The following is a 21,353-nucleotide window of genomic DNA, read 5'->3' as shown; positions in this document are numbered from 1 at the left end:
GGCCACCTTCTCGCCGTCACAGATCCTCGGACCGGCGAACCACAACTGGGTCTCACTGGCCCCCGGCGAGGGACCCGGCGCCTCACCCGCGCATCAGCAGGGCCTCCAGGGACCGCCCGTGGTGCAGGCGGGCGACGGCGTCGGCGATCAGGGGGCCCACGGACCGCACCCGGAGCGGCACCGCCCGCGCCCCGCCCGCCGGGAGCGTGTCGGTGACCAGCAGGCACCGGATCGGGAGCCGGCCGAGCCGGTCCCACGCGGCCTCCACGAGCGGCCCGTGCGCCGCGGCCACGGCGATGTCGGGCGCGGCGCCGTGCGCCAGCAGGACGCGCACGGCCGCCTCGATCGTCCCGCCGGTGCTGATCATGTCGTCCACGATGACCGCGGGCCGGCCCGCCACGTCGCCGACGAGTTCCTCCGCGTGGACGCTCTCGCCGCTCAGCCGCGTCTTGCGCACCACGGCGACCGGACGCCCCAGCAGCCGCGCGTAGTGCTCGGCCGGCTTGACCGCGCCGAGGTCGGGCGCCACGAGCACGGCCTCGTCCGGCGTCAGCTCCGCCAGCCCGTCCGCCAGGAGCGGGACGGCCGTCAGCATCTCCACCGGAACCGGGCTCATGGCCTCCAGGGCGACGGTGTGCGGCTCCACCACGACGAGCCGGTCCGCCCCGGCCGAGGCCAGCGCGCCGAGCGCCACCCTGGCGCCCACCGCCTGCCCCGCCCGGCCCCGGCGGTCCTGCCGGGCGTACCCGAAGTACGGGACGACCGCGGTGACCGCCCCGGCGCCGGCCCGGCGGCACGCGTCCACGAGAAGCAGCAGCTCGACCAGATGGTCGTCGACGGCGGGGCCGGTGGGCTGCACCACGTAGACGTCCCCGCCCTGGACGCCGTGCACGACCGGCCGCAGCTCGCCGTCCGGGAACCTCTCCACGTCGCAGGGCGCCGGCCGGAGGCCCAGCACGGCCGCGACGGCGGCGGCGAGGCCCGGATGGGCCGTCCCCGCCACGATCCGGGTCGGCATCGTGCTCCTGTCGGACATCGCCCTCCCGTCATCGGCCGCTCGTCCCGGTTCTTCCCCTCCCTCGACCGGATAGCCCAACTCACCACATACCGGCCGACCTGCAGGAATATGGACCTTTGGCCCTGGTGGCGTCCCGAGGCCCCCTCGCACGATGGAATCGACGCGACGTGAGGGGGACACGATGCGAGCCAGCGAAGGCGACCGGTTGATCGTTCACGGACACCACGTGGGCGAAGCGGCCCGCAGGGCCGAGATCCTCGAAGTGCACGGGCGGGACGGGGAGCCGCCCTACCTGGTGCGGTGGGACGACGGCCACGAGAGCACGTTCTTCCCGTCCTCGGACTCCACCATCGAGCACCAGCCGGCCGAGTGGGCGAAGCGCTAGAACGACGGGGGGGACGCCATGGACGGGGCGACGACCGCTCCCGAGGTGACCGTGGAACGCCGGGGGAAGGTGCCGGAGGGCGCCGCCGACTACGCGCGCTCCAAGGTGAGCGCCGTGTTCCGGCACGCGCCGGAGCCGGTGCTGTTCGCGCGCGTGAAGCTGATCATGTCGCCGGAACCGGCGGGGCCGCGTCCGGCGACGGCCCAGGCCAACCTGGACCTCAACGGGCGGCTGGTCCGGGCGCAGGTGGCGGCGCCGAGCATGACCGAGGCCGTCGACCGGCTCCGCGACCGGCTGCTGAACCGGCTCGACCGGATCTCCCGGCACTGGGAGGCCCGCCGCGGCGCCTACCCCACGAGCCCTGCGACGGGCCCGCACGAGTGGCGCCACGGCGCCGAGCCGACGCACCGTCCGGACTACTACCCGCGCCCCCCGGAGGAGCGGGAGGTGATCCGGCACAAGTCGTTCACGCTGACCGCCGAGACGCCCGACGAGGCGGCCTTCGACATGGAGGTGCTCGACTACGGGTTCCTGCTGTTCACCGACATCGAGACCGGCGAGGACAGCGTGATCTACCCCGCCGACCACGGCTACCGGCTGGCGCAGGCGACGCCGCGCGAGCGGACGGGCGCGCCCCGCGCCATCCCGCTGACGATCAGCCCGCGCCCCGCGCCCACGCTGACCGCCGAGGGGGCGATCGAGCATCTGGAGGCGACCGGCAGGCGCTGGGTGTTCTTCCGCGACGCCGAGACCGGGCGGGGCAACGTCCTCTACCACCGCTACGACGGGCACTACGGGCTGATCGTCCCCGCGTAGCGCGCGCCCCCACCAGGTGGCAGGAAATCCCCCGCCATCGGGTCTTGCGGTGCCCACCACCCCTGCCTACTATCCAGTAACCAAAATCTGAATACGGTGATGTTCGGATTTGGACGGATTCCTCAGCGGCCCGCAAGGCACGCGGAAGAGTTCCGCACCGCCCCCTCTGGGCTACCCCCACCCCCCGGGAGAGCAAGCATGCACGCTGCGACCACCCCCGCCCGCCCCAGACCGCACCGTCGCCTGCGGAGCATCGCCGCCGCGGCCGTCCTGGCCGCCGGCGCCCTCGCCCCCGCCGCCGGCGCGACCGCCGCGCACGCCGCCGCCCCCCTGCGCGAGGTGATGTTCGTCGGCAACAACTGGGAGGGCACCGCCGACGTCATCAAGTCCAGCGGCGACTTCGCCAGGATCGGCCGGGTGAACGTCGTCCCCGACAAGAGCCAGCGCCTCACCGCGATCTACCTCAACCCGATCAACCTGGCCGTCTTCCTGGGGATCCGGGCCACCGCCGGCGAGGGCCACGACCAGCTCGTCGACGACCTGTACTCCACCCCCGACGGCTCCGCCCTGGTCGCCTCGCGGCCCAGCTTCGGCGACGTCGTCTCCATCGACCTGACCACCGGGAAGGTCCGGTGGCGCTTCGCCGTCTCGGGCTACCGCGCCGACCACATGTCGGTCTCCCCCGACGGCACCAAGGTCGCGGTGTCGGCCTCGCTCGGCAAGGTCGTCCACGTCCTGGACATCACCACCGGCAAGCAGCTCGGCTCGTTCGCCACCGGCGACAAGCCCCACGAGAACATCTTCACCAGGGACGGCCGGTACATCCTCAACATGTCCATCGGGAACGTCGAGACCGACCTCGACGACCCGTCCCAGGACTGGACCAAGGGCGACCGGCACATCACCGTCGCCGACGCCTCCACCTACAAGGTCGTCAAGACCATCGACATGCGCTCGCGCCTGGACGCCTTCGGCCGCAAGGACCTCTCGAACGCGATCCGGCCCGCGGTGCTGTCCCCCGACGAGTCGAAGCTGTACTTCCAGGTCTCGTTCTTCAACGGCCTCGTGGAGTACGACATGGCCACCGACAAGATCACCCGCGTGAAGACCCTGCCGAAGAACCCCGCCACCGGCGACGACCGCACCACCTTCGTCAACGACTCCCGCCACCACGGCCTGTCGATGAGCCCCGACGGGAGCAGGCTCTGCGTCGCCGGGACCATGGACGACTACGCCACCGTCGTCAACCGCTCCACCCTCCAGGAAGGCCCCCTCGTCACCGCGTCCAAGCCGTACTGGGCCACCGTCAGCGGCGACGGCCGCGCCTGCGTCATCTCCGAGAGCGGCGCCGACCAGGTCACCGCCATCGACTTCGGCACCGGCCAGAAGATCACCTCGGTCCCCGTCGGCGACCACCCGCAGCGCGTCCGCCTGGCCCGCATCCCCTCCACCTGGACCGGCACCCCCGGCTGACCCCACCCCGGCCCGCCCGGCAAGGGCGGGCCGGTCGCGGAGGCCGGGGTGCCCGGTGTGGCGGGAGGCGGTCAGGACGCCCGGGCGACGGCGTGCCCCTGCAGGATGGCCGTGAAGCGCTCGTCGGCGCGGTCGAGCTGGCCGGTGATGTGCTGTTTGATCCGCTCCTTGAGCGGGGTGTCGGGGCGGTTGATCAGGTCCTTGAGCTCCGGGACCAGCGGGCGGTACTTGCGGGCCAGCTTGCGGAGCTTGGGGCCGGTGGTGTGGATCAGGCCGACGCCGTTGTCGGTGAAGTCGGAGACCTTGATGATGCGGGCGGCCGGGTGGCGTTCCAGGCTCTCGACGACGTGGGCCCGGTACTTGGCGTGGACGTCCCCGCCGCGGTCGTAGACGGGGTTGGTCACGGCGCCGACGAGTTCGGCGACGCGCGGACCGAACTCGGCGGACAGGACGCCGAGCGCGGCCTCCGCCGGGTCGGCGTGGCCGTCTCCCGCCAGGTCGGCGGGGTGGTCCTCGACGGAGTCGTGCATGAGGGCGGCGACGAGGAGGTCCGCGTCGTCCGTCTCGTAATGGCACATGATGCGCAGCGTCACCCGGAGCAGGTGGTTGACCACGGGCTCGCGGACGCGGCGGTCCTGCCGGTGCAGGTCGCCGGCCAGCGCGAGCGCCGTGCTCAGCCGCCGCCAGTCGGGTTCCCGGAACCGCAGGATCTCGCGGGAGAACCGGTCGCGGAGTCCGGCCTCGCCGTACACCTCGGTGATCGTGTGGAGCGGAAGAGTCTGCAGATAGCTGGGCACCGTGTTCCCCTCTCGCGGGAGGTGCGCCCGTCCGCGGGCCGGAGGGGCGTTCCCGCGTACCGGTCCGACGCCGTACGCGATCATCCGGTTCCGTCGTTCTCGCAGGTCGCGGGCAGTCGCCCCCGACCGGTCGAAAGAATTATCGAGTCGAGCGATGAGTTCTCCGGGCGGCGCGGGTCTACCCCGGCATGACGACGATGCGAGAGCACGCAAGCGGCGGGCTGCCGGACACCACGCCCGGCCGTTCCCGGACGCCCGCCGTGATCCGGCTGCTGGTGCTGGCCACCTTCGTGGTGATCCTCAACGAGACGGTCATGATCAACGCGATCCCGCGGCTGATGGCGGACATGGACGTCACCGAGCAGGCGGCGCAGTGGCTCTCGACCGCCTTCATGCTGACCATGGCCGCGGTGATCCCGGTGACGGGGTGGTTCCTGCAGCGGGTCACCACCCGCCGCGCCTACGCCACCGCGATGGGCGTCTTCCTCGCCGGGACGGCGCTGGCCTCGATCGCGCCGGTGTTCGAGGTGCTGCTGCTCGCGCGGGTCGTCCAGGCGACCGGCACGGCGGTGATGATGCCGCTGCTGATGACGACGCTGATGACCGTGGTGCCCGAGGAGGACCGCGGCCGCGTGATGGGCAACGTGACCATGGCGATCTCGGTCGCGCCGGCGATGGGCCCGGCGGTGTCGGGCCTGATCCTGCAGCTCGGCTCGTGGCGGCTGCTGTTCGCGGCGGTGCTGCCGGTCGCGGCGCTGATCGCCTGGCGCGGCCTGGCGCGGCTGGAGAACGTCGGGGAGCCGCAGGCCGGCACCATCGACTGGTTCAGCGTCGCGGCCGCCGCCCTCGGGTTCGGCTCCCTGGTGTACGGGCTGAGCAGGTTCGGGCAGGGCGGCGCTCTGGTCCCCGCGTCGATCGTCGCGTTCGGGGCGGTCGCGATCGCGGTGTTCGCCTTCCGCCAGCTCCGGTTGCAGCGCCGCGACGTCCCCCTGCTGGACCTGCGCGTCCTGCGGCACCCCGTCTACGCCCTCTCGCTGCTGCTGATGGCCCTGGGCTTCATGGCGATGATGGGGTCGATGATCCTGCTGCCGATCTACCTGCAGAACCTGCGCGGCCTCACGCCGCTGGAGACGGGCCTGCTGATGATGCCCGGGGGGCTGGCGATGGGGCTGCTCGGCCCGGCGGTGGGCCGGCTCTTCGACCGCTTCGGCGGGCGGGTTCTGATCATCCCCGGAGCGGTGGGCATCGTGCTCGCCCTGGGCGGGTTCACCCAGATCTCGGCGACGATGCCGTACTGGCAGGTGCTCGGCCTGCACTCGCTGCTCATGGTGTCGCTGGCGGCGGCGTTCACGCCGGTGTTCACCCTCGGCCTCGGGGCGCTTCCCGCCCCGCTCTACTCGCACGGCAGCTCGATGCTGGGCACCCTCCAGCAGGTCTCCGCGGCCTTCGGCACGGCACTGGTGGTGACCGTGATGGCGGGGCGCGCCGAGAGCCGGATGGCCGACGGGGTCGCCGCCGCGCTCGCCCAGCTCGACGGGATGCGGCTGGCGTTCGTCATCAGCGCCGCACTGTCCCTGGCGATGGTGGGGGTCGCGTTCCTGCTGCCCAAGCGGGTGAAGGCCGCCGGCGCGCCCGAGGGGCCGGAGGCTCCGGAAGCCGCCGACCGCGTCCTGGAGCCCGCCGCCCTCTGAGCGGGTGGCGCCTGCCGAACGGGCCGATGGTGAGCCTTGCTCTCGCCTCGGCCCGTTCGGCGTGGGGGCGCCTCACAGGTAGTGGCGCAGGACCAGGTCGGCGGGATAGGGGTCCAGGTAGGTCTGCTGGGTCAGGTAGTCGAGGCCCTCCCCCATGGCGTGGTGGCGCAGGAGGGCGATGGGGACGCTGAGGGGCGCCTGCCCCCGGCGGTAGGTGTCGATGGCGGCCAGGAGGTCGTGGCGGCGGGTGTCGTCGAGGTGGTCGCTGAGCATCCCGAAGACGTGCTGGAGCGCGTTCATGTGGCGGCCGCGCTTGGGACGGACGGCGAACGCCGCGCTGAACGCGTGCCGGTAGTCGGTCTCCAGCTCGTCGCGCGAACGGGTCCCCGCCTGGGCGACGATCCGTCCGAGCGCCTGGTAGGCGGACGGGTCGTGGGCGAGGATCTGGAGCTTGTGGCGGCTGTGGAAGGCGACGAGGTCGCGGGGCCGCCAGTCGGCGCCGAAGAGCTCGCGGAGCCGGGCGTGGGCGAAGATCCGCTCGATGAAGTGCTCGCGCAGGACGGGGTCGCGCAGCCGGCCGTCCTCCTCGGCGGGCAGGTCCGGGAGCGCCTCGCGGACGAGGTCGGCGAACACCCCGCGGCCCTGGCGGTCGACGGGCTGGTCGTCGGTGCGCTCACCGGGCTTGCCGGAGGAGTAGCGCGGCAGGCGGAACAGCCCGCAGGAGGGCGAGCGCGACTTCAGCACGTAGCCGTCCAGGACCTCCAGCTGGGGGACGCGGGTCTCGGCGAGCGCGGTCATCGCGGCGGTGTGGTCGGCGGAGCCGTCCTTGGCGACGAGGTGCCCGTCGGTGAGAAGCCGCAGCGTGGGACGCGGCGTGCCGAGGCCGATCTCCATCTCCGGGCAGACCGGGACCCAGTCGACGTGCGGGTCCAGGACGTCGGTGAGGAACCGGTCGCGGCTGTGGCCGCCGTTGTAGCGGACCGGGGCGCCCATCAGGCAGCTCGACACCGCGAGGCGGGGGCGCGGGTACGGGCCGGCGGCGGTCACAGGAGCTCTCGCATCCGGCGCAGGCCGCGGGCCGTGCGCGCCTTGACGGTGCCCAGCGGGACGGCCAGCCGGTCGGCGATCTCGGTCTGCGTCAGCTGCCCGAAGTGGGCCATCACGATCGCCTGTCGCTGCGGCAGCGGCAGGACCGCGAGGGCGTCCCGGACGTCGCAGGCGGTCTCCACGGACGGCGAGGCGTCGGGCGTCCGCGCGGCCGGCAGCTCCGCGTGGTCCTCCAGGGGGAGCGTCCGGCGGTAGTGGCGGGCCTCGGCGCGGAGCTGGTCGATGGCGCGCCTGCGGGCGATGGCGAGGACCCAGGGCTCCAGGGCGCGCGCGGTGTCGAAGCGGCGGCGCGACCGCCAGACCTCCAGAAAGACCAGCTGGACGACGTCGTCCACGGCGTGCCGGGGCACGAGCCGGACGACGTGGCGGCGGACGAGCGGGCCGAGCGAGGTGTAGCACTCGGCCAGCGCGGTCTCGTCCCCGCGTGCGAGCCGCTCTCCCAGGTTCATGAGCTGGGCCTTTCCCGAGGGAATCGTTTCAAAACTTGTTCATAGTCGATTCCGTGGGCGGCGTCGAGCCCGACACGGCGAGGGGCGATGCGGGGACGCGGCTTTCGCGGCCTGTCAGGGCGCCGCGGGGCCGTCCAAAATCTCGGTGACGGCTTGGGAAAGGCTTGTCACGAGGCGGGCGGCGTCCGGCAGCCGGTCCCGCCTCCAGCCCGGCCCGCCGACCAGGAGCCGCACCGCGGGACGGGTGCCCGGAAGATCGGCCAGCCAGTCCGGGTCGCCGGTCTCGGCGATCTGCGACCAGACGAGGACGGCGCCCGGCCCCGTGCGCCGGATCGCGGCGGCGAGGGCGCTCGCGGGGACCCGCGCCCCCAGCAGGCTCGCCGCGACGCCGCCCTGCGCCAGCGCGGCGGTCAGCGCGTACAGGGGCAGGCTGTGCTGCTCCTCCGGCGCGCAGGCGAGCAGGACGGGCCGGACGTTCACCGGCCGCGCGGGCGGCGGCACCTCCGCGAGGCCGCCGAGCACCACCGTGGACAGCAGGTGCTCCACCTCGACGCAGCCGCCGCCCGCCGCGTGCTTGCGGCCGATGCCGACCAGGACCGGGGCCATCAGCCCGTCCCAGGCCCGCACGACCCCGTCCCGCGCGATCGCGGTCCGGACCGCGTCGGTCATGGCGGGGACGTCCAGCGACATCGCCGCGCGGGCCAGGCCGCGCACCTCGGCGGTGTCCGCTCCGGCGGGCGCCTCCCCGACGGGCACGCGGTTGCCGCCGGCGCCGTGCCCGCGCGGCCGGCGCGGCGCGCCGGGCGGCTCGCGCAGCGCGGCGTGGGCGGCCTCGCCCGGCGGGGCGCCCGCGAGGATCAGCCGCTGCATCGCTTCGAGCCGCGCCACGTCCGCGGGGGTGTAGCGGCGGTGGCCGCCGGGGCTGCGCCCGCTCGGACCGATGCCGTACCTGCGGTCCCACGTGCGCAGGGTGGCGGCCGCCAAGCCCAGGCGCCGCGCCACCGCGCCGACGCCCAGTCCCGGTTCCCGGTCCGTCTCCCCACGCATGCGTTCGGTCTCCTGTGCTACTCCGACGGCACAGCGTACGACGTCCCCGGTGGGCCGATGCCACCGGTCGTACCGTCTTCCCGGTCGTGCGGTCCCAACGGTCGTGCGGTCTGACTGGTCTTCGCCGGAGCCGGTTCCTCCGGTTGCATCGCGGCGGCGCCCGCCTCGGCGCTGACCTGCGCGAGAGCGCGCGGGCGCGGACGTGCGGACACCGCCGGAGGCGGACGTGCGGACACCGCCGGAGCGGGAAGGGTCACGGCCATGACTGCGACGAGCGAGGGGTATCGCGTCCGGGCGCGCGGCCGGTGGGCCGTCTACGGGGCCACCGCGGCGGCGGTGGCGGTGACCGCCGCGGCCGGGGCCAGGGCGGTCGACCCGGACAGCCGCTGGTACCGCGCACTGGACAAGCCGCCGTGGCAGCCGCCTTCCTGGGCCTTCGGGGCCGTGTGGACGCCGCTGTACGCGACGGTCGCCTGGGCGGGCGGGCGCGCGCTGCTGAGGGCCCGGGGCCGCCGGCGCCGCGCCCTCGCCGCGAGCCTCGGCGTCAACCTGGTGCTGAACGCCGGCTGGAACCACCTGTTCTTCGGCCGCCGCAGCCCGAACGCGGGGGTCGCGGGCACGCTGCTGCTGGACGTCAGCAACGCCGAGCTGATCCGCCGCACGGCCCGCACCGATCGCGTCGCCGCCGCCGCGCTGCTCCCCTACGCGGCATGGTGCGGGTTCGCCACCGCGCTGAACGGCGACATCGCCTACCGCAACCGTTCGCGCCCGCGGCTCCGAAGACTCAGGTGATGGAAACCTCGCTGATGCTGTTCACCCGCGACCTCCGGGTCCGCGACAATCCCGCACTGGCCGCGGCCTGCGAGGCCGGACGGGTCGTCCCGGTCTTCGTCTTCGACGACGCGATCCTGGACGGTCCGTTCGCCGCGCCCAACCGCGTCCGGTTCCTCCTCGACAGCCTTGCGGACCTGCGGGAGTCGCTCAGCGAGCGCGGCGGCGACCTGGTGGTGCGGCGCGGCGACCCGGCCGGGGAGGCGGTCCGCCTGGCCCGGGAGACCGGCGCCCGCTCGCTGATGCTCGCCGACGAGCGGACGGCGTACGGGGCCCGGCGCCTCGACCGCCTCCGCGAGGCCGTGCGCGCGGACGCCCTCGACCTGGACATATCGGTACACCCCGGCATCACGGTGGTCACGCCCGGCGACCTCACCCCGACCAGCGGCGACCACTACAAGGTGTTCACCCCGTACTGGCGGGCCTGGGAGGCGGCCCGGTGGCGCCCGGCCGCGGACGCGCCCGCGAAGGTCCGGCTGCCGTCCGGTGTGAAGCCGGGCGCGCTGCCCCGGCTCGCCGACCTGACCTCCGGCTCCCCGTCCCCCGATCTCGCGCCCGGCGGGGAGGGCGCGGGACGCGAACGCATGAGGGCGTGGCTGCGCGACGACGCCGCCGCGTACGACGACGTCCGCGACGATCTCGCCGCCGACCGCACGTCGCGGCTCAGCCCCTACGTGAAGTTCGGCTGCGTCTCGCCGCGGGAACTGGCGGAGGCCGCGCCGGACGCCTACCGGCGCCAGCTGGCGTGGCGGGACTTCCACCACCAGGTCGCCGCCGCCTTCCCCGACCTCCCGCGGCGCGACTACCGGGCGCGGGACCGGCGGTGGAAGGACGACGAGGACGCCTTCGCCGCCTGGTGCGGCGGCACGACCGGCGTCCCGATCGTGGACGCGGGGATGCGCCAGCTCCACCGTGAGGGGTTCATGCACAACCGCGCCCGGCTCATCACCGCCTCGTTCCTGACCCGCGACCTCGGCGTCGACTGGCGCAGGGGCCTCGGCCACTTCAACGAGTGGCTCGTCGACGGCGACGTCGCCGACAACGCGGGGAACTGGCAGTGGGTCGCCGGGACGGGGAACAGCACCCGGCCCGACCAGGTGATGAACCCGCTCCGGCAGGCGGCGCGCTTCGACCCGCGCGGCGACTACGTGCGCAGGTACGTCCCCGAACTGGCCGGCGTCGAGGGCTCGCGCGTCCACCGCCCCTGGACGCTGGACGAGGAGCGCCGGCGGGACCTCGGCTACCCGCCGCCGATCATCGACCCCGACGACCGGTAGGCGAGCCCCGTGCCCGCGCCCCTCGTTCCCGGGTCACTTCAGCGGATCGTGCCCCCGGTTCATGAGCGAGTAGCGCCAGCGGGGCTCGGCGGCCTCGCCCGACGGGCGGTGCGCGAGATGGCGGTGGACGACCCGGCCGAACTCGTCGGCCGTCTCCTCGACGCTCATCCGGACTTCTTCCCGCTCTTCCCGCTGCGGACGACGTACTGCGGCTCCTCCGGCGAGGCGGCCACCGTGCGCCCCGCCTCCTCCCGCCTGTCAGTGATCTTCTTCTCCACGCGTCCCTCGGTCGTGGACCCGTGACTGCGCCAGCCGACCTCGTCCCCCGGCTCCGGCTCTTTCCCCCGCTTGCCGGCCTTCCCCCGCTTGCCGGCCTTCCCCCGCTTGCCGGCCTTCCCCCGCTTGCTCACTTCGTCCCCCCGTTCGGTCGTACGGGTGGCGTTACCCGTCCCAGCGAGAACCGACCATGGAGGACCACATGAACGCCGGCAATGGGCGAACCTGTCTCGTCACCGGGGCCAGCGGCTACATCGGAGGCCGCCTCGTGCCGGAACTCCTGGACGCCGGCCACCGGGTGCGGTGCATGGCGCGCTCAGCCCGGCGGCTGCGCGACCACCCGTGGGCCGACCGGGTGGAGATCGTGGAGGCCGACGCGACCGATCCCGAGTCGTCCCGGCGGGCCCTGGAGGGCGTGGACGTCGCCTACTACCTGATCCACGCGATCGGCGGCCGCGGCGGCTTCGCCGAGGCCGACCGGCGCGCGGCCCGCACGTTCTCCGGCGCGGCGCGGGAGGCGGGGGTCGGGCGGCTGGTCTACCTCGGCGGGATGGAGCCGGAGGAGGAGCTGTCGGCGCACCTGCGGTCCCGCGCCGAGGTCGGCCGCATCCTGCTGGAGAGCGGGGTGCCGACCGCGTGGCTGCGCGCCGCGGTGATCATCGGTTCGGGCTCGGCGTCGTTCGAGATGCTGCGCTACCTGACCGAGCGGCTGCCGGTGATGGTCACGCCGCGCTGGGTCCGCACCCGCATCCAGCCGATCGCGATCCGGGACGTCCTGTACTACCTGGTGGCGGCCGCCGACCTGCCCGAGGACGTGAACCGGGGGTTCGACATCGGCGGGCCGGACGTGCTCACCTACGTCGAGATGATCCGCGGCTACGCGCGCGCGGCGGGGCTCAAGCAGCGGATCATCCTGCCGGTCCCGGTGCTGAGCCCGCGGCTGTCGAGCCTGTGGGTGGGCGGCATCACGCCCGTCCCCGGAGCGCTGGCGCGGCCGCTGGTGGAGTCGCTGCGCAACGAGGTCGTGTGCAGGGAGAACGACCTCGCCGAGTACGTGCCGCCGCCGCCCGGCGGGCCGGTCGGGTTCGAGCGCTCGGTCGAGCTGGCGCTGCGCCGCGTCCGGGAGGCGGACGTCGCGACCCGCTGGTCGTCGGCGAGCACGCCCGGCGCGCCCAGCGACCCCCTGCCGACCGACCCTGACTGGGCGGGCGGCAGCCTCTACACCGACGAGCAGGTCCGCTGGACGGACGCGCCGCCCGAGCGGCTGTGGGAGGTGGTCGAGGGGATCGGCGGGGATCGCGGCTGGTACTCCTTCCCCGTCGCCTGGCAGGCCCGGGGCGTCCTCGACCGGCTGGTCGGCGGGGTCGGCCTGCGGCGCGGCCGCCGCGACCCGCGCCGGCTGCGGATCGGGGAGGCCGTGGACTTCTGGCGCGTGGAGGAGATCGAGCCGGGTCGGCTGCTGCGGCTGCGGGCCGAGATGCGGCTCCCGGGGCTGGCCTGGCTGGAGTTCGTCGTGCGCCGCGACGGCTCCCGGACGTCCCTCACGCAGCGGGCCCTGTTCCATCCCCGGGGGCTCGCCGGGCACGCGTACTGGTGGGCGTTCCGCCCGTTCCACGACCGGATCTTCGGCGGGATGTGCTCGGGCATCGTCCGCGCGGCCGAGCGGGGCGAGGCGCCGAGGCCGCGCGCGGCGGTGCGGGCCCACTGAGGCCGGGCCGCCCGCGGGGTGATGCAACCGACCGGTCCCCGCGTCCCGAAGAACTGTGCAGACCTGAAGAACCGTGCAGAACTCACCCGGGACGATGATGGAGAGAAAAGTGCGAACCCGACATCGTGCGGCGCGCCCGCACGGCGGCCGTCACAGGACGGGCTGATGGGCGGGCGGGGCCCCGTCGTCGTGGTCGGGGCGGGTCTCGGCGGCCTGTCCGCCGCGATCCACCTGGCGACGCGCGGCCGCGAGGTCGTGCTGGTCGAGGCGCGTGACGTGCCGGGCGGCTGCTGCGGCACCGTGAACGCCGGGCCGGCCGGCGAGTACCGGTTCGACACCGGCCCCTCGGTGCTCACGATGCCGGAGGTGCTCGCCGAGACGTTCGGCGCGGCGGGCGCTGACCTGGAGAGCGTGCTGCCGCTGCGGCGCCTGGACCCGTTCTACCGGCTGGCGTTCCACGACGGGTCCCGGCTGGACGTGGTGGGCGGCGCCGAGCGGATGGCCGCGGGCGTCCGCGAGCTGTGCGGCCCCGACGAGGCGGCGCGGTACCTGCGGTTCCGGCGGCGGCTCGGGGAGATGTTCGAGGCGGAGTGGTCGTCGTTCATCGACGCGGACATGACCCGGCTGCGCGGCATGGCACGCCCCTACGCGCTGCTCAGGCTGGCGGCCGCGGGCGGGTTCCGGCGCCTGGACCGTTTCGTGGCCGGTCACCTGAAGGACGAGCGGCTCGTCAGGGCCCACACCTTCCAGGCGCTCTACGTGGGGCTGCCGCCGCACAAGGCGCTGGCGATCTACGCGGTCGTCGCGCACATGGACACCGTCGGCGGCGTCTACTTCCCGGCCCGGGGCGGCATGCACGCCGTGCCGCAGGCGCTGGCGGCCGTCGCGGAGAAGGCCGGCGCCTCGATCCGGTACGGCGTCCGCGCCGAACGCGTCGAGACCGGCGCGGACGGGGTGACGGCGGTCCGGCTGGACACCGGTGAGCGCATCCCCGCGAGCGGCGTCGTCGTCGCCTGCGACCTGCCGAGGGCGCACGCCGGCCTGCTCCCGGAAGGGGCCGGCGACTGGCGGCTGCGCAGGCCGCGGTACTCGCCGTCCTGCCTGGTCATGCACTTCGGGCTGGATCGGCGGCTGCCCCGGCAGTCCCACCACACCCTGCACTTCGGCCGCGAATGGGGCGGCGTCTTCTCCGCCCTGGCGGCCGGACGTCCCCAGCCCGACCCGAGCCTCCTCGTGACGTATCCCGAGTCCGACGACACCGCCGCGCCCGCCGGGCACTCGACGTTGAGCGTCCTGGAGCCCGCGCCCAACCTGGCGGGCGGGGCCGACTGGGGCCGCCTCGCCCCCTCCCTGCAAGACCGCCTGCTGGGCCGCCTCGCCGACCTCGGGTACGGCGACCTGTCGGCGGCGCCCAGGGAGACGTTCGACCCGCCGGCGTGGGAGCGGCTCGGCCACTCGGCGGGCACGCCCTTCGCCCTCGACCACCGCTTCCGGCAGACGGCGTGGTTCCGCCCGTCGGGCCGGAGCCGACGCGTCCCGGGGCTGCACTTCGCCGGGATGTACACCGCGCCGGGCGTGGGGGTCCCGCCGGCGCTGATCTCCGGGAGGCTGGCCGCCGCCCGGATCCTGGAGGGCGCCCGATGACGCTGACCGCGAGCTACGAGCACTGCCGCCGCCTGAACTCCCGGCACGGGCGCTCCTTCTACCTCGCGACGCTGCTGCTGCCCGCGTGGAAACGCCGGCACGTGCACGCCCTGTACGGGTTCGCCCGCCACGTGGACGACATCGTCGACGAGTACAAGGCCGCCGGCGCGGAGGGACGCGCCGCGGCACTCGACCGGGTCGGGGAGCGGCTCGACGCGGCGCTGGCAGGCGAGCACGTCCGCGACCCGGTGCTGCCCGCGTTCGTGCACACCGTCCGGTCGTTCGACGTCGAGCGCGAGGACATCGACGCGTTCCTGGAGTCGATGCGCGCCGACCTGACCGTCACCCGGTACGCGACCTACGACGACCTGCTGGACTACATGGAGGGGTCGGCCGCGGCGATCGGCCTGATGATGCTGCCCGTCCTGGAGACCCTGCCCGGCGCCGCGCGGACCGCGCGCGAGCCCGCCCGGGAGCTCGGCCGGGCGTTCCAGCTGACCAACTTCCTGCGGGACGTGGCCGAGGACCTCGGCCGCGGCCGCGTCTACCTCCCGACGAACGACCTGAAGAGGTTCGGCGTGACCGAGGAGGACCTCGCCTCCGGGGAGTGCACGCCCGGCATCCGAGAGCTGGTGGAGTTCGAGGCCGGCCGCGCGCGGGAGCACTACGGCCGCGCGCTGGAGGGGGTGAAGCTGCTGGTGCCGTCCTCGCGGCCCTGCATCCGCGCGGCGCACGAGCTGTACGGCGGGATCCTGGACGAGATCGCCGCTTCCGGCCATGACGTGCTGGCCGCGCGGGCCCGGGTGCCCCGCCGCCGCCGCGCCGTGATCTACGCGCGGCACCTGCTGGCGGCGTCGGCCGCGGGCCGGGCCGAGCGGCGCGTCCCCGCCGGGATGGTCTGACATGGCAGGCGGCCCTGCGGGAGCGGGCGGCGCGGCGGGGGCGGGCGGCGCGGCGCGGGTCGTGCTGGACGCGATGGGCGGCGATCATGGGCCCGCCGCGACGGTGCCGGGCGCGCTCGCGGCGCGTCGCGAGCACGCGGTCCACGTCCTGCTGGTCGGACGGGCCGACGAGATCGACGAGGAGCTGCGGCGGCACGGCGGCGTCGGCGAGCTGGAGGTGCAGCACGCCGACGACGTGATCCCCATGGCCGAGCGGGGCTCGAACGCCGCGTTCCAGTCGAAGTCCAGCCTGATGGTGGGCTGCGAGCTGGCGCGGCGCGAGGGGGCGGCGTTCGTCTCGGCCGGGTCCACCGGCGCGGTGGTGACCTGCGCGGTCCGCGCCTTCGGGCGGCGCGAGGGCGTGCTGCGCCCGGCGCTGGCCGTGGCCCTGCCCGCCCTGTCGGGATTCACCGTCCTGGTCGACGCGGGCGGCACCGCCGACCCGTCGGCGGAGATGGTGGCGCAGTTCGCGACGCTCGGCGCCGAGTACGCGCGGAGCGTCCTGGGCGTGGCCGATCCGTCGGTGGGGCTGCTGTCGATCGGCGCGGAGCCCGGCAAGGGCAACCGGCTCGTCCGGGACGCGGCGCGGCTGCTGCCGGAGACGCCGGTGCGCTTCCACGGCAACGTCGAGGGCCACGACGTGCTGGCCGGGACCGTCGACGTGGTCGTCACCGACGGGTTCACCGGGAACGTCGTGCTGAAGAACATCGAGGGCTGCGTCCGCACGACGCTGGGCCTCGTCGCCCGCGCCGGGACCGTCGACGCCGGGCCGCTGGAGGCGGTCGCGCGGCTGTACGCGGCCGACACCCACGGAGGCGCCGCGCTCCTGGGCCTGACCGGGACGGTCGTCGTCGCGCACGGCTCGTCGAGCGCGGCGGCGGTCACCCGCGCCTGCGTGGTGGCCCGCGACCTGGCCGCGGAGGGTCAGTGGGCCACGGGGCCGGGGCCGTGACCGTCGGCTTCGGGGGCGGCGGGACGCAGCGGGTCGCGACCGTCCCACGCGCCCTCGCTGCCGTAAGGAACGAAGCGGGCGAACATCTCCTCGCTGTACCAGTCCTCGCGGCGGACGCGCCCGATGACGGCCCGGTGGGCGCTCCCCTGGTAGGCGTAGCGGTGGACGGCCGCCTCGTCCCGCCACAGCGAGAACGTCGCCTGCCGGGCGAGCGGCCACTCCCCGATCCCGACCGAGGCGAGGCAGCCGTCCTGGCCGCGCAGCAGGCGGTCCACGTCCGGCACGGAACGGTAGAACGCCACGAGCCGTCCAGGACGGATGGAAGCCCTGGTCAGCACGGCCACCGGGCCGTGCGGCGCGGGGTGGACCGCCGCTCCGGCGAGCGGGTCGGCCCCTCCCCACCGGCCCCGGGACGCCAGCGGCGCGAGCCGCACGTGCCAGGACTCCTCGGCCTCCTCCCGCCACCGCGCCCCGATCGGCGAACGCGCGAGGAAGCGCTCCAGCGCCGGTTCGCCGTCCCACACCGCGAACAGGGCCCAGCGGCGCAGGTCGGCGCCGAGGCTCATGGACGGGCCCTTCCCCGTCCCGAGCAGCCGCCAGAACCGCAGCCCGCCGGTGCCGCGCAGCACCGGACGGTCGAACGCCATGTGCCGCATGGCGTCCGTTCCCGCGTACCTGGCGAGGTGGAACGAGGCGATGATCTGCGTGCTCATGAGGAAGGTCCGATGTTCATGAGGTGGTTCCGGTGTTCACGGCGGTGATTCCCGTGGTCGTGTCGGTCGTCGGCGGCTACCTGCTCGGCTCGGTGCCGGTCGCGGTGCTCGTCGGCCGCGCCCACGGCCTCGACCCGCGCGAGGTCGGCGACCGCAACCCCGGCTTCTGGAACGTCATGGAGCAGCTCGGCCGGAAGGCCTCCGTGCCCGTCTTCGCCGGCGACATGCTCAAGGGGACGGCGGCCGGGCTGGTCGGCCTCCTCGTGAGCGGGGCCGACACGGGCCGCTTCGGCTCGGTGGCCGGGGCGAGCGTCCTGCCGGTGTACGCGGCGGTCGGCGCGGCGATGGCCGGCCACGCCTGGCCGGTGTTCGCCGGACGCCGGGGCGGCCGCTCGATCCTCACCTTCGCGGGAGGGTTCGCGGTGATCTGCCCGGCGGCGTTCGCGCTCGGCCTCCTCCTGCTCTTCGCGGGCACCGCCGCCTTCTCGTTCGCGTGGGGCACCCGCCTCGCGGTGTTCTCGCTGCCGGTGCTGCAGCTGTTCTTCGCGCCGGTCGGGCAGGTCGCCGGGACCGGGGCGCTGATGTGCCTCATCGGGCTGCGGTTCGGGCAGGCCGCGCTGGCGGGGCGGCGGGTCTGACCGACGCCGGGCCGTAGTCCCGGCCGCGCCAGGTGCGCGTCGGCAGCAGCGCCGACCAGGTGAGCCGGACGGCCGTCGCCACGTCCAGGAGCGGGGAGGCCGCCAGACCGGGGCTCGCCCGCGCGTAGCTGCCGCGCAGCGCCGTCACGAGCAGGAGCCGCTGCGCCAGCAGGACGAGGTCGAGCGGCGTGGGCCGTCCCGCCGCGAGCCGCAGGACGGGGAGCGCGGCGGTCAGCCAGACCACGGCCAGGTCGCCCGCCATGTGGGCCGCGGGGGTGACGTCCCGCAGGGCGATCGACCTTCCCCACGCGCGCCACACGTCCGCGGCGGAGCTGTGCATGTCCGCCTCCAGCAGCGGGCCCGCGTCCACGAACGCGACCCGCCAGCCGTCGCGGGCGAGCAGCCGCCCGAGCGCGACATCGTCGGTGAGATGGCGCCTGACCCGCGCGAATCCGTCGGCCTCCCGCATGCTCGCCTTACGGAAGGCCATGCACTGGCCGTTGACGAGCAGGCGCTCCGCGGACGCCCCCGGTCCGGTCGACCCGATCGGGCCGAAACGGTAGACGAGTGTGGCCAGCAGCGAGGCGTGCAGCGCCTGCTCCACCGCGTTGTCGCAGATGAAGCGAGGACCCGCGCTCACCAGGTCGTGGCCGTCCAGGAGCGCCGCCAGTGCCGCGCAGAGGCCCGCCTTGGGACGCATGTCGGCGTCCAGGAGGACGACGATCGGGCCGGTCGCGGCCTGGACGCCCTGGTGCAGGGCCCACTGCTTGCCGACCCACCCGTCCGGCAGCGGCGCGCCGGGGACGACGGTGGCGCCGAGCCTCTTGGCCAGCCGCGCGGTGCCGTCGCGGGACTCGTCGTCCACGACGATCACCTCGTCCACGACCGGGTCGGCGAGCAGCGGGGCCAGGCACCCTTCGAGGCGGGACTCCTCGTCGCGGGCGGGGATCACCACCGACACCCGCTCCGGCGGCGGTCCGGCCGCCCCCGGCCCCAGCGGCGCGCGACGGCGGCGCCCCCGGGCGAGCCGCGCCGCGACGACCGCGGCGGCGGCCGCCTGGAGGACGGTCAGCGGCCTCATCGCGTCTCCGGCCTTTCGCGGGACGCGGTGCGGCGGGCACCGCCGAAGTCCTGGTTCACCAGGGAGGCGACGATCCGCCCGCCCATCGCGACGAGCGGGAGGCCGCCGCCCGGATGCGCCGACCCGCCCACCAGGTAGAGGCCGCGCCGCGGTCCCCGGTTGCCCGGCCTGCGGAACGGCGCGAAACGTCCCTGGTAGGCGGTGCCGTAGATGGCGCCGCCCCACGCGCCGTACCGGTCGCGCAGGTCGGCGGGCGTGAACATGTCGACGAAGCGGAGCCGTCCCGAGAGGTCGTGCCCGCGTTTCGCCAGCCGCTCCAGCACCAGGTCCCGGTAGGACTCGCGGGACATCGGCCACCGGCCGGGGTCGCGCGCCGGGACGTTCACCAGCATCACCCAGTTCTCCGCCCCGTACGGGGCCTGCGTCGGGTCGTCCACCGCCGAGCAGCCGACGTAGACGGTCGGGTCGTCCGGCGGCACGTTCCGGCGGAAGATGTCGTCGAACTCCTTCCGGTAGTCCGCCGAGAAGACGACGGAATGGTGTGGCATGTCCTCTGTGCGGCCGTCCACCCCCGCGAGCAGCAGGAACGCCGACGACGACAGGCCGAGCCCGGCGAGCCTGCGCAACCGCCGCCGGTCGGGCAGCAGCCAGCCGTACAGCGCGGCGGCGTCGGCGTTGACGATCACGGCGTCGGCGCTCACCCGCTCTCCCGACGCCAGCACCACGCCCGAGACCGCCGAACGGCCGGCGATGACCTCCGCCACCTCGGTGCCCGTGCGGACCTCGACGCCGGCCTCGGTCAGGAGCCGGGCGAGGGCGTCGGCGATCCGGGGAAGGCCGCCCGACACGTACCAGCCGCCGTCCCCGTGCTCGATGGCCGGGACGCAGCCGAGGGCCGCCGGCGCCTGGTACGGGCTCGACCCCGCGTACGTGGCGTACCGGCCGACGTACTGGCGCATCCGCGGGTCGTCGAAGAAGCGCCGCGCCAGGCCGTCCAGCGTCCGGCCCGGCGCGACCGAGAACAGGTCGCGGATCCGGGGCTTCTCGGGAGGACGGCCCAGGGGCCCGGCGAAGAAGGTCCGCTCCGACGCGGCGTAGCACTTCTCCGCCCAGCGGTAGAAGGACCGCCAGGCCGCGCCTTGCCCGGGGCTCAGGCGGTCGACCTCCCGCTCCATCCGGTCGGGGTCGCGGAACGCACGGAGCCGCGCCCCGTCGGCGAAGCGGTAGCGGCACAGCTCGTCCAGCTCCACCAGCGGGACGTCCACGCCGAGTTCCCGGAACAGGCGCGGCATGGTCAGAAGGGACGGCCCGAGCGAGAAGGCGAACCCGTCCCGCTCGTACTCCGCCAGCTTCCCGCCGAGCCGGTCCAGCCGCTCGTACAGCCGGACCTCGTGGCCGCCGCGCGCCAGCCGCAGCGCGGCGGTCATGCCGCCGACCCCGCCGCCGACCACGATCACTTCCGCCATGCGCGCCTCCACGCCGGGACGGCGAACGCCCCCATCGCCACCCCGCCCGCCGCCGCGACCAGCGGGTCCCGCGGCTCGAACACCGCCGCGAACGCCAGCGTCTCCATGCCCGCCATCACCGAGTAGAGCGTGACGAGCCCCCGGGACGGGCCCTGGCCGCGAGCCGGGCCGGGTCCGGGCGCCGGGACGGGGGTGTCCTCCCGTCCCGCTGTCAGGTCGATCGCCATCATGACCAGGAAGGACACCGCCAGCCATCCGGCGAAGTTGCTGAGCGGCACCCCCCGGTAGGGGCCGCCGTCCGCCCACGTCCACAGGCCGAGCCGGAGCATCTGCGGGTCCAGGAACAGGTCCCATGCCGTCAGCGCCGCGGCCCCCGCCGCCCACCGCGCGACCCGGTTCTCCGGCGCGATCGCGGTCGCGACGGCGTGCGCGGCCAGCCCCATGCCGCCCCACGCCGCCGCCACGACGACCGGCACGCCGCCCGCCTGCGGCCGCAGCACCGAGGTGTAGGAGTACTCCCCGAACGGCAGGCCCGTGCGGATGCCGACCCATTCGGCCGCGAATCCGATGGCCACCGTCGCGGCGAAGGCCCCGGCCGCGCGCCCGGGGCCCCGCCGGTCGGCGAGGAACGCCACGGCGCTCGCCGCCAGCAGCACCACGACCACGCTGGTCAGCCGGATCGGCTCGGGCCTCAGCCCGGACGCGACCTGGGCGACCACCATCGCGGCCAGCAGCCCCGCGCCGAGCAGTCCGAGGGGTCGCGACGCCGGCGTGTCCCAGCCGAGCCGCATTCTGCGCACAAAGCCCACACGACCCCTTCGTACCGAGGCGGCCGGGCGGATGCATCGATCATCAGGACGCGGTCCGCGCGCGGGGCAGCAGCAGAGCCGCCGCGGCGATGAGCAGGGCCAGCCCGGCCGCCATGAGGAAGACCCGGTCGTAACCGGCAGCGAGGGCGGCGGCCGCCGTCGGCGAGCCGGACGCCGCCCGCGTCCGCGCGGCGGCGGCCGCCGCCAGCACCGCCAGGCCCACGGCCCCGCCCC

At 74.9% G+C, this 21,353-nt stretch carries 22 protein-coding genes and 1 pseudogene; 11 read left to right on the top strand and 12 right to left on the bottom strand.

Annotation, left to right across the window (positions count from 1 at the left end):
- Positions 1 to 82: 82 nt before the first annotated feature.
- Positions 83 to 1,036, bottom strand: a complete 954-nt coding sequence (prs, locus tag AB0C69_RS17025; RefSeq protein ID WP_360354308.1) for a ribose-phosphate diphosphokinase — start codon at positions 1,034 to 1,036, stop codon at positions 83 to 85.
- 133 nt (positions 1,037 to 1,169) lie between these two features.
- Between prs and AB0C69_RS17020 the strand changes: the two genes are divergently transcribed.
- From AB0C69_RS17020 to AB0C69_RS17010, 3 genes are all read left to right on the top strand, one after another.
- A complete protein-coding gene (locus AB0C69_RS17020) occupies positions 1,170 to 1,403 on the top strand; it encodes a DUF1918 domain-containing protein (protein WP_360354306.1) in 234 nt (77 codons plus the stop codon).
- An 18-nt stretch (positions 1,404 to 1,421) separates the two neighbouring features.
- Positions 1,422 to 2,219 carry a sigma 54 modulation/S30EA ribosomal C-terminal domain-containing protein gene (locus tag AB0C69_RS17015; protein WP_345183510.1) on the top strand — a complete coding sequence of 266 codons (798 nt, stop codon included), beginning with the start codon at positions 1,422 to 1,424 and terminating at the stop codon, positions 2,217 to 2,219.
- 198 nt (positions 2,220 to 2,417) lie between these two features.
- Positions 2,418 to 3,692 (top strand): YncE family protein, encoded by a 1,275-nt coding sequence (locus AB0C69_RS17010; protein ID WP_360354304.1) that lies wholly within the window; start codon positions 2,418 to 2,420, stop codon positions 3,690 to 3,692.
- Between the two features lie 71 nt (positions 3,693 to 3,763).
- Here AB0C69_RS17010 and AB0C69_RS17005 read toward each other — a convergent pair whose 3' ends face one another.
- Positions 3,764 to 4,489 (bottom strand): HD domain-containing protein, encoded by a 726-nt coding sequence (locus AB0C69_RS17005; RefSeq protein WP_360354302.1) that lies wholly within the window; start codon positions 4,487 to 4,489, stop codon positions 3,764 to 3,766.
- A 197-nt stretch (positions 4,490 to 4,686) separates the two neighbouring features.
- Between AB0C69_RS17005 and AB0C69_RS17000 the strand changes: the two genes are divergently transcribed.
- Positions 4,687 to 6,180, top strand: a complete 1,494-nt coding sequence (locus AB0C69_RS17000) for an MDR family MFS transporter (protein ID WP_360354300.1) — start codon at positions 4,687 to 4,689, stop codon at positions 6,178 to 6,180.
- A 72-nt stretch (positions 6,181 to 6,252) separates the two neighbouring features.
- Here AB0C69_RS17000 and AB0C69_RS16995 read toward each other — a convergent pair whose 3' ends face one another.
- The 3 genes from AB0C69_RS16995 to AB0C69_RS16985 form a co-directional block, all read right to left on the bottom strand.
- On the bottom strand, positions 6,253 to 7,227 hold the full coding sequence (locus AB0C69_RS16995; RefSeq protein ID WP_360354298.1) for a DUF523 and DUF1722 domain-containing protein: 975 nt from the start codon (positions 7,225 to 7,227) through the stop codon (positions 6,253 to 6,255).
- Positions 7,224 to 7,736: an RNA polymerase sigma factor gene (locus AB0C69_RS16990; RefSeq protein WP_345183522.1), complete on the bottom strand. Its 513-nt coding sequence runs from the start codon at positions 7,734 to 7,736 to the stop codon at positions 7,224 to 7,226. The genes AB0C69_RS16995 and AB0C69_RS16990 overlap by 4 nt, the downstream gene beginning before the upstream one ends.
- A 114-nt stretch (positions 7,737 to 7,850) precedes the next feature.
- On the bottom strand, positions 7,851 to 8,783 hold the full coding sequence (locus tag AB0C69_RS16985; RefSeq protein WP_360354296.1) for a MerR family transcriptional regulator: 933 nt from the start codon (positions 8,781 to 8,783) through the stop codon (positions 7,851 to 7,853).
- A gap of 261 nt (positions 8,784 to 9,044) precedes the next feature.
- On the opposite strand from AB0C69_RS16985, the gene AB0C69_RS16980 reads away from it, so the two are divergent.
- Positions 9,045 to 9,575, top strand: a complete 531-nt coding sequence (locus tag AB0C69_RS16980; protein ID WP_360354294.1) for a TspO/MBR family protein — start codon at positions 9,045 to 9,047, stop codon at positions 9,573 to 9,575.
- Complete coding sequence (locus AB0C69_RS16975) at positions 9,575 to 10,891, top strand: deoxyribodipyrimidine photo-lyase (protein WP_360354292.1); 1,317 nt, start codon at positions 9,575 to 9,577, stop codon at positions 10,889 to 10,891. Before AB0C69_RS16980 ends, AB0C69_RS16975 begins: the two co-directional genes overlap by 1 nt.
- A gap of 33 nt (positions 10,892 to 10,924) precedes the next feature.
- Here the strand turns inward: AB0C69_RS16975 and AB0C69_RS16970 are convergent, their stop codons facing one another.
- Both AB0C69_RS16970 and AB0C69_RS16965 read right to left on the bottom strand, forming a co-directional pair.
- On the bottom strand, positions 10,925 to 11,059 hold the full coding sequence (locus AB0C69_RS16970; protein WP_360354290.1) for a hypothetical protein: 135 nt from the start codon (positions 11,057 to 11,059) through the stop codon (positions 10,925 to 10,927).
- A complete protein-coding gene (locus tag AB0C69_RS16965; RefSeq protein WP_360354288.1) occupies positions 11,056 to 11,301 on the bottom strand; it encodes a DUF2945 domain-containing protein in 246 nt (81 codons plus the stop codon). Before AB0C69_RS16965 ends, AB0C69_RS16970 begins: the two co-directional genes overlap by 4 nt.
- 68 nt (positions 11,302 to 11,369) lie before the next feature.
- On the opposite strand from AB0C69_RS16965, the gene AB0C69_RS16960 reads away from it, so the two are divergent.
- The 4 genes from AB0C69_RS16960 to AB0C69_RS16945 all read left to right on the top strand — a co-directional run bounded on the left by AB0C69_RS16960 (position 11,370) and on the right by AB0C69_RS16945 (position 16,412).
- Complete coding sequence (locus AB0C69_RS16960; protein ID WP_360354286.1) at positions 11,370 to 12,875, top strand: SDR family oxidoreductase; 1,506 nt, start codon at positions 11,370 to 11,372, stop codon at positions 12,873 to 12,875.
- 165 nt (positions 12,876 to 13,040) lie between these two features.
- Positions 13,041 to 14,519: a phytoene desaturase family protein gene (crtI, locus tag AB0C69_RS16955; protein WP_360354284.1), complete on the top strand. Its 1,479-nt coding sequence runs from the start codon at positions 13,041 to 13,043 to the stop codon at positions 14,517 to 14,519.
- Positions 14,516 to 15,421 (top strand): phytoene/squalene synthase family protein, encoded by a 906-nt coding sequence (locus AB0C69_RS16950; RefSeq protein WP_360354282.1) that lies wholly within the window; start codon positions 14,516 to 14,518, stop codon positions 15,419 to 15,421. The genes crtI (AB0C69_RS16955) and AB0C69_RS16950 overlap by 4 nt, the downstream gene beginning before the upstream one ends.
- Before the next feature lies 1 nt (position 15,422).
- On the top strand, positions 15,423 to 16,412 hold the full coding sequence (locus AB0C69_RS16945) for a phosphate acyltransferase PlsX (RefSeq protein WP_360354280.1): 990 nt from the start codon (positions 15,423 to 15,425) through the stop codon (positions 16,410 to 16,412).
- Here AB0C69_RS16945 and AB0C69_RS16940 read toward each other — a convergent pair.
- Positions 16,385 to 17,125 (bottom strand): spheroidene monooxygenase, encoded by a 741-nt coding sequence (locus AB0C69_RS16940; RefSeq protein WP_360354278.1) that lies wholly within the window; start codon positions 17,123 to 17,125, stop codon positions 16,385 to 16,387. The two genes, AB0C69_RS16945 and AB0C69_RS16940, sit on opposite strands and share 28 nt — an antisense overlap.
- 32 nt (positions 17,126 to 17,157) lie before the next feature.
- Here AB0C69_RS16940 and AB0C69_RS16935 point away from each other — a divergent pair, with 32 nt between their 5' ends.
- Positions 17,158 to 17,763 carry a glycerol-3-phosphate acyltransferase gene (locus AB0C69_RS16935; RefSeq protein WP_360354276.1) on the top strand — a complete coding sequence of 202 codons (606 nt, stop codon included), beginning with the start codon at positions 17,158 to 17,160 and terminating at the stop codon, positions 17,761 to 17,763.
- Here the strand turns inward: AB0C69_RS16935 and AB0C69_RS16930 are convergent.
- The 4 genes and pseudogenes from AB0C69_RS16930 to AB0C69_RS16915 form a co-directional block, all read right to left on the bottom strand.
- Positions 17,714 to 18,844 carry a glycosyltransferase gene (locus tag AB0C69_RS16930; protein ID WP_345185364.1) on the bottom strand — a complete coding sequence of 377 codons (1,131 nt, stop codon included), beginning with the start codon at positions 18,842 to 18,844 and terminating at the stop codon, positions 17,714 to 17,716. The genes AB0C69_RS16935 and AB0C69_RS16930 overlap by 50 nt on opposite strands.
- Complete coding sequence (crtI, locus tag AB0C69_RS16925) at positions 18,841 to 20,310, bottom strand: phytoene desaturase family protein (protein WP_360354274.1); 1,470 nt, start codon at positions 20,308 to 20,310, stop codon at positions 18,841 to 18,843. The genes AB0C69_RS16930 and crtI (AB0C69_RS16925) overlap by 4 nt, the downstream gene beginning before the upstream one ends.
- Entirely contained in the window at positions 20,298 to 21,101 is an 804-nt protein-coding gene (locus tag AB0C69_RS16920; protein WP_360354310.1) for a carotenoid biosynthesis protein, read from the bottom strand. Before AB0C69_RS16920 ends, crtI (AB0C69_RS16925) begins: the two co-directional genes overlap by 13 nt.
- Before the next feature lie 61 nt (positions 21,102 to 21,162).
- A pseudogene (locus tag AB0C69_RS16915) lies at positions 21,163 to 21,353 on the bottom strand (MFS transporter); the annotation flags it as partial.

The sequence above is a fragment of the Actinomadura sp. NPDC048032 genome, from assembly GCF_040653175.1.
Classification (GTDB): Bacteria; Actinomycetota; Actinomycetes; order Streptosporangiales; family Streptosporangiaceae; genus Spirillospora; species Spirillospora verrucosospora.
Note: the sequence above shows the minus strand (reverse complement) of the source record. Positions and strands in the feature narration are given on the sequence as shown.